Origin of the sequence: Thermus scotoductus DSM 8553 (assembly GCF_000381045.1) — a bacterium.
Lineage (GTDB): Bacteria > Deinococcota > Deinococci > Deinococcales > Thermaceae > Thermus > Thermus scotoductus.
Genome location: NZ_KB905766.1, coordinates 1 through 12,990 on the forward strand (window position 1 = coordinate 1; position 12,990 = coordinate 12,990).

19 protein-coding genes and 4 pseudogenes are annotated in these 12,990 nt (G+C 65.3%); 9 read left to right on the forward strand and 14 right to left on the reverse strand.

From position 1 onward, the window contains the following. The 3 genes and pseudogenes from F604_RS12135 to F604_RS0109975 all read left to right on the forward strand — a co-directional run. Positions 1-281 (forward strand): annotated as a pseudogene (locus tag F604_RS12135) (IS4 family transposase); the annotation flags it as partial. A gap of 5 nt (positions 282-286) precedes the next feature. Further along, a pseudogene (locus F604_RS12140) lies at positions 287-1,045 on the forward strand (radical SAM protein); the annotation flags it as partial. Between the two features lie 10 nt (positions 1,046-1,055). Then, on the forward strand, positions 1,056-1,379 hold the full coding sequence (locus tag F604_RS0109975; RefSeq protein ID WP_015718018.1) for a histidine triad nucleotide-binding protein: 324 nt from the start codon (positions 1,056-1,058) through the stop codon (positions 1,377-1,379). On the opposite strand, the gene F604_RS0109980 is transcribed toward F604_RS0109975, so the two are convergent. After that, positions 1,360-2,127 carry a metallophosphoesterase gene (locus F604_RS0109980; RefSeq protein ID WP_019551530.1) on the reverse strand — a complete coding sequence of 256 codons (768 nt, stop codon included), beginning with the start codon at positions 2,125-2,127 and terminating at the stop codon, positions 1,360-1,362. The genes F604_RS0109975 and F604_RS0109980 overlap by 20 nt on opposite strands. Next, entirely contained in the window at positions 2,127-2,555 is a 429-nt protein-coding gene (locus tag F604_RS0109985) for a bifunctional nuclease family protein (RefSeq protein ID WP_019551531.1), read from the reverse strand. Before F604_RS0109985 ends, F604_RS0109980 begins: the two co-directional genes overlap by 1 nt. Before the next feature lie 20 nt (positions 2,556-2,575). Here F604_RS0109985 and F604_RS0109990 point away from each other — a divergent pair, with 20 nt between their 5' ends. Then, positions 2,576-3,112 (forward strand): phosphoribosyltransferase family protein, encoded by a 537-nt coding sequence (locus F604_RS0109990; RefSeq protein ID WP_026329118.1) that lies wholly within the window; start codon positions 2,576-2,578, stop codon positions 3,110-3,112. A 9-nt stretch (positions 3,113-3,121) separates the two neighbouring features. After that, on the forward strand, positions 3,122-3,649 hold the full coding sequence (locus F604_RS0109995) for a type I phosphoribosyltransferase (protein ID WP_015718014.1): 528 nt from the start codon (positions 3,122-3,124) through the stop codon (positions 3,647-3,649). 24 nt (positions 3,650-3,673) lie between these two features. On the opposite strand, the gene F604_RS0110000 is transcribed toward F604_RS0109995, so the two are convergent. Together F604_RS0110000 and F604_RS0110005 are read right to left on the reverse strand one after the other, a co-directional pair. Beyond that, on the reverse strand, positions 3,674-4,303 hold the full coding sequence (locus F604_RS0110000) for an HAD family hydrolase (RefSeq protein ID WP_019551532.1): 630 nt from the start codon (positions 4,301-4,303) through the stop codon (positions 3,674-3,676). 37 nt (positions 4,304-4,340) lie between these two features. Then, positions 4,341-4,862 (reverse strand): 5-formyltetrahydrofolate cyclo-ligase, encoded by a 522-nt coding sequence (locus F604_RS0110005; RefSeq protein WP_172955618.1) that lies wholly within the window; start codon positions 4,860-4,862, stop codon positions 4,341-4,343. 75 nt (positions 4,863-4,937) lie between these two features. Here F604_RS0110005 and F604_RS0110010 point away from each other — a divergent pair, with 75 nt between their 5' ends. Both F604_RS0110010 and F604_RS0110015 read left to right on the forward strand, forming a co-directional pair. Next, positions 4,938-5,165 (forward strand): FmdB family zinc ribbon protein, encoded by a 228-nt coding sequence (locus F604_RS0110010; RefSeq protein WP_019551534.1) that lies wholly within the window; start codon positions 4,938-4,940, stop codon positions 5,163-5,165. Between the two features lie 126 nt (positions 5,166-5,291). Further along, positions 5,292-5,528: pseudogene (locus F604_RS0110015) on the forward strand (prohibitin family protein); the annotation flags it as partial. 18 nt (positions 5,529-5,546) lie between these two features. Here F604_RS0110015 and F604_RS0110020 read toward each other — a convergent pair. The 4 genes from F604_RS0110020 to F604_RS0110035 are packed head-to-tail and all read right to left on the reverse strand — an operon-like array spanning position 5,547 to position 7,815. Then, a complete protein-coding gene (locus F604_RS0110020) occupies positions 5,547-5,996 on the reverse strand; it encodes a DUF192 domain-containing protein (RefSeq protein ID WP_019551536.1) in 450 nt (149 codons plus the stop codon). A 1-nt stretch (position 5,997) separates the two neighbouring features. Further along, the gene (locus F604_RS0110025; protein ID WP_019551537.1) at positions 5,998-6,483 is read right to left on the reverse strand and encodes a DUF192 domain-containing protein; all 486 of its coding nucleotides are present in this window, start codon (positions 6,481-6,483) and stop codon (positions 5,998-6,000) included. Between the two features lie 7 nt (positions 6,484-6,490). Next, the gene (gene tmk, locus F604_RS0110030) at positions 6,491-7,090 is read right to left on the reverse strand and encodes a dTMP kinase (protein WP_019551538.1); all 600 of its coding nucleotides are present in this window, start codon (positions 7,088-7,090) and stop codon (positions 6,491-6,493) included. Further along, positions 7,087-7,815 (reverse strand): Nif3-like dinuclear metal center hexameric protein, encoded by a 729-nt coding sequence (locus tag F604_RS0110035; RefSeq protein WP_019551539.1) that lies wholly within the window; start codon positions 7,813-7,815, stop codon positions 7,087-7,089. The genes tmk and F604_RS0110035 overlap by 4 nt, the downstream gene beginning before the upstream one ends. Positions 7,816-7,880: 65 nt before the next feature. On the opposite strand from F604_RS0110035, the gene F604_RS0110040 reads away from it, so the two are divergent. After that, a complete protein-coding gene (locus F604_RS0110040; protein ID WP_019551540.1) occupies positions 7,881-9,689 on the forward strand; it encodes a S9 family peptidase in 1,809 nt (602 codons plus the stop codon). A gap of 48 nt (positions 9,690-9,737) precedes the next feature. Here F604_RS0110040 and F604_RS0110045 read toward each other — a convergent pair whose 3' ends face one another. Genes F604_RS0110045 through F604_RS0110070 form a run of 6 tightly spaced genes read right to left on the reverse strand, consistent with a single transcriptional unit; the run spans position 9,738 to position 12,012 of the window. Further along, entirely contained in the window at positions 9,738-10,004 is a 267-nt protein-coding gene (locus F604_RS0110045; RefSeq protein WP_015718004.1) for a DUF3467 domain-containing protein, read from the reverse strand. After that, entirely contained in the window at positions 10,001-10,351 is a 351-nt protein-coding gene (locus F604_RS0110050) for a roadblock/LC7 domain-containing protein (protein ID WP_019551541.1), read from the reverse strand. The genes F604_RS0110045 and F604_RS0110050 overlap by 4 nt, the downstream gene beginning before the upstream one ends. 13 nt (positions 10,352-10,364) lie before the next feature. Then, on the reverse strand, positions 10,365-10,694 hold the full coding sequence (locus tag F604_RS0110055; RefSeq protein WP_015718002.1) for a roadblock/LC7 domain-containing protein: 330 nt from the start codon (positions 10,692-10,694) through the stop codon (positions 10,365-10,367). Further along, positions 10,682-11,092: a roadblock/LC7 domain-containing protein gene (locus tag F604_RS0110060; protein WP_019551542.1), complete on the reverse strand. Its 411-nt coding sequence runs from the start codon at positions 11,090-11,092 to the stop codon at positions 10,682-10,684. The genes F604_RS0110055 and F604_RS0110060 overlap by 13 nt, the downstream gene beginning before the upstream one ends. Positions 11,093-11,108: 16 nt before the next feature. After that, complete coding sequence (gene recR, locus F604_RS0110065; RefSeq protein WP_019551543.1) at positions 11,109-11,693, reverse strand: recombination mediator RecR; 585 nt, start codon at positions 11,691-11,693, stop codon at positions 11,109-11,111. Position 11,694: 1 nt separating this feature from the next. Next, complete coding sequence (locus F604_RS0110070; protein ID WP_019551544.1) at positions 11,695-12,012, reverse strand: YbaB/EbfC family nucleoid-associated protein; 318 nt, start codon at positions 12,010-12,012, stop codon at positions 11,695-11,697. 30 nt (positions 12,013-12,042) lie between these two features. Here F604_RS0110070 and hemB point away from each other — a divergent pair. Further along, positions 12,043-12,990 (forward strand): annotated as a pseudogene (gene hemB / locus F604_RS12145) (porphobilinogen synthase); the annotation flags it as partial.

Consider the following 12,990-nt stretch of genomic DNA (forward strand, 5'->3'; position numbering starts at 1 on the left):
GGGGATTTGACCTGGAGGCCACGCACGTGACGCGGGGGGAGAGGCTTTCGCGGCTTTTGGTCCCCTTGAGCCTGGCCTTCGTGTGGGCGTTTCGGACGGGGCTTGTGCTGCACCGGGTGCGTCCGGTGAGGCCCAAGAAGCACGGGAGGCTGGGACAGAGCCTCTTCCGGGCGGGGCTGGACCTGCTCACCCTTTGGGCGCTTGCCCTCTGGGGTGCAGGGGGAGGAAGGCGCGGAAGTCCCTTGGGGTTATGCCCTATGGAGGTTTTGACGTGTACATAGGGATGGGCATAAAGGAGATCGTGCTCACGGGGGTGCGGCTTGGAAGCTACCGGGGCCATCCCAGGGGCCTTGCCGGCCTGGTGGAGGACCTCTACCACCTGGGGGCCAAGGTGCGGCTTTCCTCCATCGAACCCGAGGACACGGGGGAGGACCTCCTTAGGGTCATCGCCCGGTATGCCCCGGGGGTCAGGCCCCACCTGCACCTTTCCCTGCAGACGGGTTCGGACCGCCTCCTAAGGCTCATGGGACGCCGCTACGACAAGGCCTATTACCGCAACCTGGTGCAGAGGGCCTACGAGCTCATCCCTGGCTTTGCCCTCACCACGGATGTCATCGCCGGGCTTCCCACGGAAACCGAGGAGGAGCACCAGGAAACCCTGACCTTTCTGGAGGAGCTAAGGCCCACCCGGGTTCACGCCTTCACCTATACCCCCCGTCCCAAGACCCGGGCGGCCTCCATGCCCCAGGTGCCGCCGGAGGTGCGCAAGCGGCGCACCAAGGAGATCATCGCTTTGGCCCAGCGTCTTGCGGAGGAGCGCATCAGGCCCAAGCTGGGAAGCCAGGTGGAGGTGTTGGTGGAGAGGATCCAGGGGGGCCTTGCCCTCGGCCACACCCCCGACTACTACGAGGCCCGCCTTTCCGGTTCTGCCCGGCCGGGGGATACGGTTTTGGCGCGGGTGGAGGGAGCGGAGGGATACACCCTTTTGGGCCGGGTGGAAAGGGTGGAGGAGGCTTTGCTTCCCTTGGAACTCCCCATAAGGTAGACTTTTTCCCATGGAGTGCGTGTTCTGCCGCATCATCGCCGGGGAACTTCCTTCCCGGAAAGTCTACGAGGATGAGGGTTTCGTGGCCTTCCACGACATAAGGCCCAAGGCCCCGGTGCACGTGCTGGTGGTGCCCAAGGAACACATAGCGAAGCTTTCCGACTACCCCGACACGGAGGAGGGGGAGAGGAAGCTCGGGGCCCTTTTCCGCACGGCAAACCGGGTAGCCCGGGTCCTGGGCCTCGAGGGGTATAAGGTCCAGGTGCACGTGGGGGAGAAGGGAGGGCAGGAGGTCTTCCACGTGCACGTGCACGTCATGGGGAGTTCTTCTTGAGGACGAAGCGGTCCAGCACCTGGCCGCTAGGGTCCAGGGCGTAACCCACCAGGGTTTCCCCTTCCGCCTCCAGGAAAAGGGCATGGTGGGCTACCGCCAGAGCCTGGGTGTAGGGGGAAGGGGGCTTGGTGGGGTAGAGGTTGGCCCCCCCTCCGCCCACCACCAGGTGGGTGGTGAAGCCCACCTGAAGGCGCTCGTAATGGTGATCGTGGCCCGCCAGGACCAAGGGTACCCGGTGCTGGCGTAGAAGGGGCTCGAGGAGGCTCCTTAGGCTCGGGCTTCCCCCGTGTAGCCCCGAGGAGTAAAGGGGGCGGTGGAGGATCACCACCCGCCAGGGTGCCTGCGAGTGGCTAAGGGCTTGGGCCAGCCATTCCCGCTGGGCCTTTAGGTCTCCTTCCGTGTAGAGGATGAAGAACTCCATTGTCCCCAGGCGCACTGGGTAATAGGGTCTTTCCAGCTGGAAGCGCTTGAGCTGGCCCTCGAGGTTGGGGGCATCGTGGTTGCCAAAGGCGGGGTAGAGGGGTACGGGCGGAAGCTCCTTTAGGTATCGCTCCACCACCTGGCCTCGAGGATAGAAGTTATCCCCCGCGGTGAGGAGGGCGGCCAGGGGCTTGCGGGCGTGCTCGGTCCGAAGCAGGTTAGCCACCTGGGTCCGGCCCGGGGTGTCCTGCCCCCAATCCCCTATGACCGCCACCCGCTGGCCAAAGGCCAGTCCAAGGAAAAGAAGGAGGAAAAGGAGCCTGCGCACTAGGCCTCAGCGGCTCCGTGGGGCTTTAGGCTGGCTTCCTCCACCCCCGCTTTTTCCACCACCTCCTCGGCCACCAGGATGGGGGCCCCGGCCCTAAGGGCCAGGGCCATGGCGTCGGAGGGCCTTGCGTCCACCTCCAGCTCTATCCCCCGGTGTTCCAGGATGAGCCGGGCATAGAAGGTGCCGTCCCGGAGGTCTATGATCTCCACCCGCTTCAGTTTAACCTGGAGCATTTCCATCACGGAGAGGAGGAGGTCGGGGGTAAGGGGGCGCGGGGGTTTTTCGCCTTGCAAGGCCACCACGATGTGGTGGGCCTCGAGGGGACCGATGACGATGGGGAGAAGCTTGTCGTTCTCCGTCCTGAGCAGGACCACCACGCTCCCGTTCTGGGGGTCCACGCCCAGGGTCTCGATCTTGGCGTTCAGCATACCTTGAGTATACTAGCGGCGTGAGGACTTACCCTGTGGAGATCGCTGGGGTTCGGCGCGAGCTTCCCATCGTCCAGGTGGGGCCGGATGTGGCCGTGGCCCTTTTAAACCTTCTGGGGGACACCGAGCTCACCGAGGCCGCCGCCGAGGAGCTGGCCAAGCGCTTACCCCCTGAGGTGGAAACCCTGGTCACCCCTGAGGTCAAGGCGGTGCCCTTGGCCCATGCTCTTTCCCGGATTGCCAAGAAGCCCTATGTGGTGGCCCGGAAGACGGAGAAGCCCTACATGATCAACCCTGTGAGCCGCCAGGTGCTCTCCATCACCACGGGCAAGCCCCAGCTTCTGGTGCTGGATGGGGCGGATATCCCCCTCATCCGGGGGCACAAGGTGGCCATCGTGGACGATGTGGTGTCCACGGGTTCCACCCTTTCGGGCCTCCGGGAGCTCATTGAGAGCGTGGGGGGGCAAGTGGTGGCGGTGCTGGCGGTCTTCACCGAGGGCACGCCCCGCCAGGATGTCATCGCTTTAGGCCACCTGCCCCTCTTTAAGCCGGAATAGGAGGTTTTTATGGAAACCTATCCCATCACCATCGGCGGCGTCACCCGCCACGTGCCCCTCATAGAGCCCCTCCCAGGACGGCGGATCCCCCTGGTGGAGTTTTTGGGGGACCCCGAGCTGGTGCGGGCGGCGGCCCAGGCCCTAAAGCCCTTGGTGCCCGCGGGTACCGAGGTACTCTTCACCACGGAAACGAGCCCGATTCCCCTCACCCACGTCCTTGCGGAGGAGATGGGCCTACCCTACGTGGTGGCAAGAAGGCGGCGCCGCCCCTACATGGAGGATCCCATCATCCAGGAGGTGCAGACCCTGACCCTGGGGGTGGGGGAGGTGCTCTGGCTGGACCGGCGTTTCGCCGAGAAGCTTCTTAACCAGAAGGTGACCCTGATATCCGATGTGGTTTCCAGCGGGGAAACCATGAAGGCCATGGAGAGGATGGTGCTCCGGGCAGGGGGGCGGGTGGTGGGACGGATCGCCGCCTTCCGCCAGGGTACGCCTGCTTTGGAAGTGCTGACCGTGGCTGAGCTTCCCGTGCTGTGACGAGCTCTTCCTTCATGGATGTGTTTATCTTGAAGAGTCCGGAATTGTAGCGAGATATACCGAGGCTTTGAGCCCCAGGTTTGAGGCTACTTCCACGTTCTCCGGATCGTCGTCCAGGTAAAGGGTTTCCTCCGGAGCCAGACCCAGGGCCTCGAGGGCCATCTGGAACGCCCTGGGGTCAGGCTTGGCCACCCCCAGGGTGCAGGAGGCAAAGAAGCCATCCACGTAGGCATCCAGGCCGTGGTAGGCCAGGCTTTCCCGTAGGCTTGGCAAGGTGTTGGAGAGCACGCCCACCTTAAGCCCCTGTTCTTTGAGGCTCCGCAGGAGGGCTTCCGCCCCAGGGGCTTTGCGCATGAAGTGGTAGTAGCGCCAGGAGTGGAGCTCCTTGGATAAGGAGGTTTTCCCGGGGCCGGAAAGCCCAAGCTCCTCGGCCACCTTTTGGGCCAAGGTGTTCCAAAAGGTGGCTTCCTCCTCGAGGGTGCGCACCTGAAGGGTGCGCACCACCTCGTTGATCTCCCGCACCGCCCGGGCCAGAACCGCCAGGGTCTTTTCCAGGCCAGCCCCGTGGATGGAAAGCTCCAGGGCCTTCTTGTAAAGGGCTTCCTCGTTCAAGAGGATCAGAACCCCGTCCCGATCCAAAAGGGCTCCCCGCATGGGCCTAAGTGTAGTACCCTCGGGCCTGACCCACGGGTCATTTGACCGGATGCACCCCCTCCTCGGTGGCCAAGGAGCTTACCGGCACGTCCCAGGGATCCCGGGGAAGGCGGGGAAACAGCAGGGCCTTGGGGATGACCCCAAGCTTCTCGGCCCGGACCGTGGCCAGGAAACGGTCATAATACCCCTTGCCGTGCCCCAGGCGGTAGCCCTCCTCATCAAAGGCCAACCCGGGGACCACCACTAGGTCCAGAACCTGGGGGTCCATCGCCTGGGTGGTGGGTTCCAGGAGGCCGAAGGGTCCGGGGACCAGGGGGCCTAAGGGGTGAACCGTAAGCCCCGTGCCGGCCACCTTGGGCAGGTAGTAGCGGGCAGGGTAAAGCCGGGTGAGGGAAAGGAGGTCCAGCTCGTGGGGCAGGGGATGGTAAAGGAGGATGGCCCGGAAGCCCCTGGCCTTAAGCCAGGGCACCAGAACCTCCACCACCTGCTCGGAAAGGCGCCTTCGGTCCAGGGTCCGCCAGAGGCGGAGGCAGTGGCGGCGTAGGCTGGGCTTGTCCACGGGGGGAGGGTACCACTCCACCCCCTTGACACTCAAGGTAGCCGAGTGTCAAAATGGCCGGACAGGAGGGTAGGTATGCCGGTCTACGTCTACAAGGGCCTGGAGACGGGGAACTATTACGAGTTTGAACAGGGCTTCCACGACGAGCCTCTCAAGGCGCACCCGGAAACCGGCGAGCCCTTGAAGCGGGTCATCACCCCTCCTGCCATCATCTTCAAGGGCTCGGGCTGGCACGTGAAGGACTACGCTAAGAAGGACTCCGGCTCCAAGTCGGAAAGCTCGGAGGGCAAGAAGGAGGAGTAGCCCTGGTGCGTCCAGGCCCGAAGCTCTAGCTTCGGGCCTTATACTCTTTTCATGCTCAATCTAGCGGTGCTGGCGCTGGTCCTGCTGGGGGTGGGGCTCCTCTTTACCCCTAGACGAAGGTATGGTGCTGCCCAGCGTCGAGTCATTGGGGCCCAGGGGGAACGGGATGCGGCCATTTTGCGGGCGGAAGGGGAGGCCAAGGCCATAGAACTCAGGGGCCGGGCTTTGAAAGACGCCCCCCAGGTGGTCCAGCTCACCTTCGCCGAGAAGCTGGCTCCTGGGGTGCAGACCATTTTTGTCCCCAGCACGGGGAACCTTCTCCTGGACCTCAGGGGGATGCAACAGACCCCCCAGGGGCGCTAGGGTGGGTTCCGGGCAGGCTTAAGGCCTCACACGGTCCCCAGGGGCGATTTCCAGAAGGCCCTCCCGCACCTCCAGCACCCCCCGGTAGGCGAGGCCTGGGGCGTAGGTTTCCCCAGGCTGGAGCCTGGCCACCTTGAGCACCCGGCCTTTGGCGTCCAGAAAGGCCAGCACCACCGGGAAGCGGTAGCCCTGGGCGCTGAAGGGGACGTCGGTGGCTTCGGGGAACAGGTAAAGGAGGGCCTCGAGCTCCTCCTTCCGCACCCCCAGGCCCCGGCTCCAGGCCTCCGGGGTGCGGGCTAAACGGGCCTGGAGCACCCTTTGGCCATGGGCGGTTTCCACCACCACCTTTTGGGGTGGAGGGGGAGTTTGCAGCCTCCTGGCGGCGAGCAGGTAGCCCATGAAGGAAAAGACGGAAAGGGCGATCAGCAGGGCAAAGGCCACCAGGGGGAAGAAGGGGTTTCGTTCCACCTTACTTGGGCCAGAGCTTCAGGGCCTCACCCCCCACCCTGGCTCCGGGGGTGAGGCCCCGCCTTTGGAACCAGCCTTGGTTCACCTCGAGGGCTCCTTGGTACACCACCCCAGGGTAGTACACAGGGCAGGGGTCTTTGCGGCAGGGCTCCATGTCCAGAATGCGGAGGATCTGCCCCTGACGGTCAAAGAAGGCGATGGAAAGGGGGATGAGGGTGTTCTTCATCCAGAAGCCTCCGGCCGTGGGGGTGGGGAAGAGGAAGACCATACCCTCATCCTCCCCCAGGGTTTTGCGGAACATGAGGCCCTGGGCCTGGCGCTCGGAGGTGTCCGCCACCTCCACCCTCAGGAGGTAGCGCTTGCCTCCTTGCTCCACGAAGAGGGTGCTTTTGGGAAAGGAAAGGCCCTGGCCTAAGGCCCAAAGCCCCAGGGCAAGCCATAGGGCTATCCTAAGGCCACGCCACCGGGCCGGAGGGAAAAAGAGCATAGGGTCATTATGGCAGAAGGGGAAGGATGCCAAAGCGGATGGCGGCCTGGACTTCCCCCACAGGACGGGTGGCGTCCAGCACCCTGAAGCGCTCGGGTTCCGCCGCCGCCAGCTTTAGGTAGCCTTGGCGTACCCGCTGGAAGAAGGGGAGCCCCATCCTTTCCAGGCGGTCCGGGGCCGATACCCGCTTAAGGGCTTCCTCCGGGGATAGGTCCAGGAGGAAGGTGAGGTGGGGTTTCAAGCCCAGGGTGGCCTCCTTGGCCACCTCCTTAAGCCAGGGAAGGGGAAGGCCTTGGCCATAACCCTGGTAGGCCAGGCTGGAGTCCAGGTAGCGGTCGGAGATGACCCAAAAGCCCTCCTCCAGGGCGGGAAAGATCACCTTGCGCACGTGCTCCGCCCGGTCGGCGCTGAAGAGGAGGTACTCGGCTTCCGGGGAAAGGGCTTCTCCCTTTAAAAGGAGGTCCCGCACTCCCGGAAGCCCCCCGCCGGGCTCTCGGGTCAGGCGCACTTTTATCCCCTTTTCCTCCAGGAACTGGGCCAGGAGCCGGGCCTGGGTGGTTTTGCCCGATCCGTCCAAGCCCTCGAGGGTGAGGAAGAAGCCCTTCATAGCCCCGTGGGATGGTCCAGGAAGACCCAGGGCAGGCCGAAGCGGGCCTCCAGGTGCCGGGTCAGGGCCTTGACCCCGAAGACCTCGGTGTCGTAGTGGCCGGCGTAGATGACGTTTAGGCCCCGCTCAAAGGTTTCGTGGAAGACGCTATGCTTGGGTTCCCCGGTGATGAAGAGGTCCGTGTCCACCTGGCCGATGAGGCTCGCCGCCCCGCCGGATACGATGGTCACCGTTTCCACCAGGCCTTTGCCCCCTTGGTGGACCAGGGGCTGCATCCCGGTGAGCTGGCCCAGCATGTCCGCCACCTGGACCAAGGGAGTGGGAAGGGGAAAGCGCCCCTTCACCCCCACGTCGAAGGGCTCCAGCTCCACCAGGCCCAGGGCCCGGGCCAGCTCGTGGTTGTTGCCCACCTCGGGGTGGGCGTCCAGGGGAAGGTGGGCGGCGTAGAGGTTGATGCCCCCTTGGAAGAGGAGTTCCAGGCGGCGCTTGTGGTGGCCCACGATGGGAAAGGGTTTGCCCCAGAAAAGCCCGTGGTGGACCAGGAGGAAGTCCACCCCCTCCTCGAGGGCCTTCTGGAAGATGGCCTCGGCGGCATCCACCGCCGCCCCCACCTTGCGCACCTCCTTCTTTCCCTCCACCTGCAGGCCGTTTAAGGAAAGGTCCTGAGGGAAGTCCTTCAAGCGCAGGTACGTGTCCAGGTAGCGCACCAGCTCATCCCGGTCCATGGCGCCCAGCTTACCGGAAAGGCGGACCTGGGGGCAGGCGAATGACCGGTCAGTATTATAGAGGCATGGAACCGGAAATCCTTTTCAAGCTCCGCTTCCTGTCGGACCTCACCCCTGGCCCCGATGGCTTCCCCCTTTTCCTGCTGACCGATATCCAGGAGGAGGACCCGCCCCGGTACCGCTCGAGGCTGGCTCTTTTTGACGGCGCCTTGCGCTTGCTCACCCAGGAGGAAGCCAAAAAGCCCCGCTATGCTCATCCTTACGTCTACTTCCTGCGGAAGGTAGGCGAAGTCCAGGAGCTCTTCCGCCTGGACCTAAGGGGTGGGGAGGCGGAGAGGCTTACGGAAACCCCGGGGGTCTTGGACTACGCCCTGGGCCCTGAAGGGGAGGTGGTTTTCCTGGCCCTGAAGGAGGCTCCCAAGCCGGGTAGCCCCCGCGTGTACGAGGGGTGGCCCTTCAAGTTCGACGGCCGGGGCCTCCTGCCCGAGGGGAATGTGGCCCTTTATGCCCTCGAGGGGGGCCAGAAGAAACTTCTTCTGGACCGCTACCCCGCCCCCAGGGACATGGTGCCTTCCCCCGAAGGGCTCTACCTGGTGATGGCCGAGGATAAGGGGGCGCAGGCGGAGTGGCGGGATACCCTCTACCTGCTTAAGGAAGGCAGGTTGCAAAAGGTCTACGGGGGCTTTGGCCCCATCTTTGCCCTGGAGTGGAGTCCGGAAGGGCTTTTCTTCCTGGGCCACGCCTTTGAGCGGGGAGGGGGCACGGAAGCCCGGCTTTACCACCTGCATGGCGGGGAGGTTCGGGTTCTCTTTGAGGGTAGCCTGCAGAACTCCATCAACTCCGATCTCCGCCACGGGGCCCATACCCAGGGGCCCAGGTGGGCCGGAAATGGGGTCTATATCGTGCGCACGGAGGAGGGGACAGGAAGGCTTTACCGGGTGGGCCTCGAGGGGGAGGCCGAGGCCCTGGGCGTGGAGGGGAGCGTCCTCTCCTTTACCCACACGGAGCGAGGCCTCTTCCTCCTCACCGAGGACTTTACCCATCCGGCCCGGCTTTGGGGTCCCCTGGGGGTCTACGACCCCAACGAGGGGGTTTCCCTACCCCTGGCCGAGCCCATCTACACCGAGTGGCCGAGCCCGGAAGGGCACCGGGTGCCGGGGTGGGTCCTGCTTCCGGAAGGGCAAGGACCCCACCCGGTCATCCTGTACATTCACGGGGGGCCCCACACCGCCTTCGGGCGGGCACCCATGCTGGAGCTCCAGCTCTTCCGCCAGGCGGGGTATGCGGTGGCCTTCGCCAATCCAAGGGGGTCCACCGGCTACGGCCAGGACTTCGCCCTGCTCCAGGGGGAATGGGGGGAGCGGGACGAGCGGGACCTCCTGGGCTTCTTGGACCACGTTCTGGCCCGCTTCCCCCTGGATCCTGGCCGTGTGGGGGTGGCGGGGGGAAGCTACGGGGGCTATATGGTGAACTGGCTCACCGCCCGCCACCCTGGTCGCTTCAAGGCGGCGGTCACCGACCGGAGCATCGCCAACTGGTTCAGCTTCTTCGGGGCCAGCGACATCGGCCCCCGCTTCACCTTCATGGAGCTTATGGCTAGGCCCTGGGAGAGGGCGGAAGTGCTTTGGGAGAAAAGCCCCTTGCGCTATGTCCACCAGGTGCGGACGCCCACCCTGGTGGTCCATTCCGAGCAGGACCACCGTTGCCCCATAGACCAGGGGGAAACCTGGTACACCGCCCTCCTTCACCTGGGGGTGAAGGCCCGCTTTTTCCGCGTCCCCGAGGAAGGGCACGAGCTTTCCCGCTCCGGAAGGCCAGACCGCAGGATCGCCCGGCTCAAGGCCTACTTGGACTGGTGGCGGGAAAACCTCTAGGGCTACCCCGCCCTGGCTTGTGCCAGGGCGGGGACCCGTGGCATTCCTTTAGGCCTGGCTTTCCGCCACCGGCTCGGGAATGGGGCCGAAGGTTTCCTCGTACCGGGCCACGTTTTCCGCCAGGCTCCGGAGAAGGGCCTTGGCGTGCTGGGGGCTCGTGATCACCCGGCTGACCACCATGGCCCCGCCCTGGGGTTGCAACAGGGCGAAGTCCAGGATGAACTCGTTCTTGGTGTGGGCGATGAGGGCCAGGTTAGTGTACCGACCCAGGGCCACGTCCTTGTCGATTTGGATGTCCAGCTTTAGCTCGCTCATCTAAGCGCCTCCTCCAACTTGGGTACGGCCCTTTTCAAGGCTAGGCGTACCCGCCCCAGGCTTCTCACGCTGTCCAGGAGAAGGAGCAGGTGATAGCCGGGAAGGGGCACCAAAAGCAGGGCCCCCTCGGGGTACTCTACCATGACCTCCTCCACCCCTTCCTGGCCCAGGGTCTGGGCCAGGGCCTTGGCGGTCCCCAGCACCGTGGCCGCCCGGGCGGAAAGAAGGCTGGCCTCCGGGGCATCCGCTTCCCGGGCCTCTTCCACCACGAACCCGTCCTCGCTGAGGAGGGCGGCCACCCGTACCCCCTTGGTGGCCTTGAGTTCCTGTAGGGCTTGCTCCACCATGCCTCCTTAACCGTCAGAGGTTCTGCACCTTTAGGGCGATGCGGGTTAACTCCTGGCCCACGGCCTTGCGGTCCATGCCCCGCTCGATGACCGCCCCCAGGACGTACTCCCCCACCCTTAGGGCCAGGATCTCGTGGTTTTCCGTGGCCAGGGTGAAGCGGCGCACCTCCCCGGAGAGGGCTTCCGCCAGGGGGGTCATGTGCCGCACCAGGGAGGCCAGCTCCGCCGCCAGGACCTCCGCCGGGGGGTTGCCCCGGCCCAGGGCCTCGATGACCAGGCCGTCCAGGCCCGTGAGCACCGCCCGCTTGACGCCAAAGGGGGCCAGGCTCTCTAGGTAAGCCATCCCGCCACCTCCGCCAGCTTTTCCACGGCCTTGGCTGTTTGCAGGCGCGCCTGGCCCAGGTTGGCTTCCGGTGCCATGAGGAGAAGGAGGAAAAGATCCTCGTGTCCCTTGCCTCGAGGCACGGGTCCCTGGGGTCGTGGGCCTGCCCTACGCACCACGTGGACATAGCCTACCACGGGGTGCCCCCCCACCAAAAGCTCGTGCACCCGGGGGGTGCCCAGGCTTCCGGCGTAGGCAGCCTTGGCCTGGCGCAAAAGGGCGGCGTGCTCTGCCACGGCCGCCTCGAGGTCCACCCGCCTGCGCCTGGCTCCTTCTACCAGGAGCCCGTCCAGGGTGCCGATGGCGGCGGCAAAGGCCCCCTCCACCTGGTCCAGGAGGTGTTGCAGAAGCTCCTCCATGCCCTTTCCCCAGGGCCTAAAGGGGTTTCCTCCCCTCCAGGGCCCGGCCTAAGGTTACCTCGTCCACGTACTCCAGGCTTCCCCCCACGGGGAGGCCGTAGGCCAGGCGGCTGGCCCTGATCCCCCGGCGCTTGAGCTCCTCCGCCAGGAAGAGGGCGGTGGCCTCCCCCTCCACGGTCATGGAGGTGGCCAGGACCACCTCCTCCACCCCGGAAAGCCTGGCCCAGAGGCCTTCCAGGTTGAGCTCCCTTGGACCCACTCCTTCCAGAGGGTTCAAGGCTCCACCCAGTACGTGGTAAAGCCCGTGGAACTCCCCGCTCCGTTCCAGGGCGTACAGGTCGGAGACCGTTTCCACCACGGCGATCACCGACCGGTCCCGCGTTTCGTCCTGGCAGATGGGGCAAAGCTCCCCCTCCGCCAGGTTGCCGCAGACCCGGCAGACGCCCAGGGCCTCGAGGCCCGCCAGGGCCCTTTCCAGCTCCTCGGCCTCCTCCCGGTGGAAGGCCAGGTGAAGGGAAAGCTTCTGGGCGGTCTTGGGGCCGATCCCAGGCAGGCGGGAGAGGGCGCGGGCCAGCTTGAGGAGGCTTTCGGGGTACCTCATCCTAGAAGAGCTTGCCCAGCATCTGCCCCACGCCGCCAAGCTCCCGGGCCATTTCCTTCTCCGAAAGCTCGTGGGCCTTCCTCTGGGCGTCCTGGATGGCCACCAGGAGGAGGTCTTCCAGGCCCTCGAGGTCCTCCTGGAAGTTCTTGAGCACCTCGGGCTTCAGGCGGACCGCCAGGATCTTGCCGTGGCCGTTGGCCTCCACCTCCACCAGGCCCTGGGCCGTGCCCACCACGGTCATGGTTTCCAGCCGCTCCTGGATCTCGGCGGCTTTCTTCTGGGCTTTCTGCGCTTCCTTCAAGAGCTTCTGCAGGTTCATGCTCCCTCCTCCCTGAGTATAGTGGAAGTCATGGAGCGCCCAAGAAGGCTGCGTTCGCCCCTTTTAAGGCCCTTGGTGGCGGAGGTGGAGCTTAGCCCAAGGCACCTGGTCCTGCCGGTTTTCGTGAAGGAGGGAGGGGAGCCGGAGGAGGTTGCCTCCATGCCGGGGGTTTTCCGCTACCCCCTCGCCCACCTTCCCCGCCTGGGCGAGGAGGTTCTTAGGTTGGGCCTGGGAGGGGTTATCCTCTTCGGGGTCCTGCCCGAGGAAGCAAAGGATTCCCTGGGGCATGGGGCCTATGCGGAGGAGGGGATCGTCCAGCGGGCCATCCGCCTTCTGAAGCGGGAGTTTCCCGAGCTTCTCGTCATGGCCGACACCTGCCTTTGCGAGTACACGGACCACGGCCACTGCGGGGTGGTGCGGGAAGGCCCCTTGGGGTTTTACGTGGATAACGACGCCACCCTGGAGCTTTTGGCCAAGACCGCCCTTTCCCAGGCCCAGGCGGGGGCGGATGTGGTGGCCCCCAGCGCCATGATGGACGGGCAGGTCAAGGCCATCCGGGAGGCCTTGGACCAGGGGGGGTTTGCCCACGTGCCCATCCTTTCCTATGCGGTGAAGTAAGCCTCCGCCTTCTACGGCCCCTTCCGGGAGGCGGCAGGGAGCGCCCCCCAGTTCGGGGACCGTACGGGCTACCAGATGGACCCGAAGGCCGGCTTCTGGGATGCCTTGCGGGAGGCCAGCCTGGATGACCTCGAGGGGGCCGACATGCTTATGGTCAAACCTGCCCTTCCCTACCTGGACGTGCTCTTCGCCCTTAAGGGGCGGTTTTCCAAGCCCCTTTTCGCCTACCAGGTATCCGGGGAGTACGCCATGCTGAAGGCGGCAAGCCAAAGGGGCTGGCTGGACGAAAGGAGGGCGGTTCTGGAAAGCCTTTACGCCCTAAGGCGGGCCGGGGCCCAGGGGATCCTCACCTACTACGCC

Coding starts and splice junctions, on each gene's coding strand:
- F604_RS0109975 (WP_015718018.1), top strand. CDS start 1,056: ATGGAGTGCGTGTTCTGCCGCATCATCGCCGGGGAACTTCCTTCCCGG.
- F604_RS0109985 (WP_019551531.1), bottom strand. CDS start 2,555: ATGCTGAACGCCAAGATCGAGACCCTGGGCGTGGACCCCCAGAACGGG.
- F604_RS0109995 (WP_015718014.1), top strand. CDS start 3,122: ATGGAAACCTATCCCATCACCATCGGCGGCGTCACCCGCCACGTGCCC.
- F604_RS0110000 (WP_019551532.1), bottom strand. CDS start 4,303: ATGCGGGGAGCCCTTTTGGATCGGGACGGGGTTCTGATCCTCTTGAAC.
- F604_RS0110010 (WP_019551534.1), top strand. CDS start 4,938: ATGCCGGTCTACGTCTACAAGGGCCTGGAGACGGGGAACTATTACGAG.
- F604_RS0110025 (WP_019551537.1), bottom strand. CDS start 6,483: ATGCTCTTTTTCCCTCCGGCCCGGTGGCGTGGCCTTAGGATAGCCCTA.
- tmk (WP_019551538.1), bottom strand. CDS start 7,090: ATGAAGGGCTTCTTCCTCACCCTCGAGGGCTTGGACGGATCGGGCAAA.
- F604_RS0110035 (WP_019551539.1), bottom strand. CDS start 7,815: ATGGACCGGGATGAGCTGGTGCGCTACCTGGACACGTACCTGCGCTTG.
- F604_RS0110040 (WP_019551540.1), top strand. CDS start 7,881: ATGGAACCGGAAATCCTTTTCAAGCTCCGCTTCCTGTCGGACCTCACC.
- F604_RS0110045 (WP_015718004.1), bottom strand. CDS start 10,004: ATGAGCGAGCTAAAGCTGGACATCCAAATCGACAAGGACGTGGCCCTG.
- F604_RS0110050 (WP_019551541.1), bottom strand. CDS start 10,351: ATGGTGGAGCAAGCCCTACAGGAACTCAAGGCCACCAAGGGGGTACGG.
- F604_RS0110055 (WP_015718002.1), bottom strand. CDS start 10,694: ATGGCTTACCTAGAGAGCCTGGCCCCCTTTGGCGTCAAGCGGGCGGTG.
- F604_RS0110060 (WP_019551542.1), bottom strand. CDS start 11,092: ATGGAGGAGCTTCTGCAACACCTCCTGGACCAGGTGGAGGGGGCCTTT.
- recR (WP_019551543.1), bottom strand. CDS start 11,693: ATGAGGTACCCCGAAAGCCTCCTCAAGCTGGCCCGCGCCCTCTCCCGC.
- F604_RS0110070 (WP_019551544.1), bottom strand. CDS start 12,012: ATGAACCTGCAGAAGCTCTTGAAGGAAGCGCAGAAAGCCCAGAAGAAA.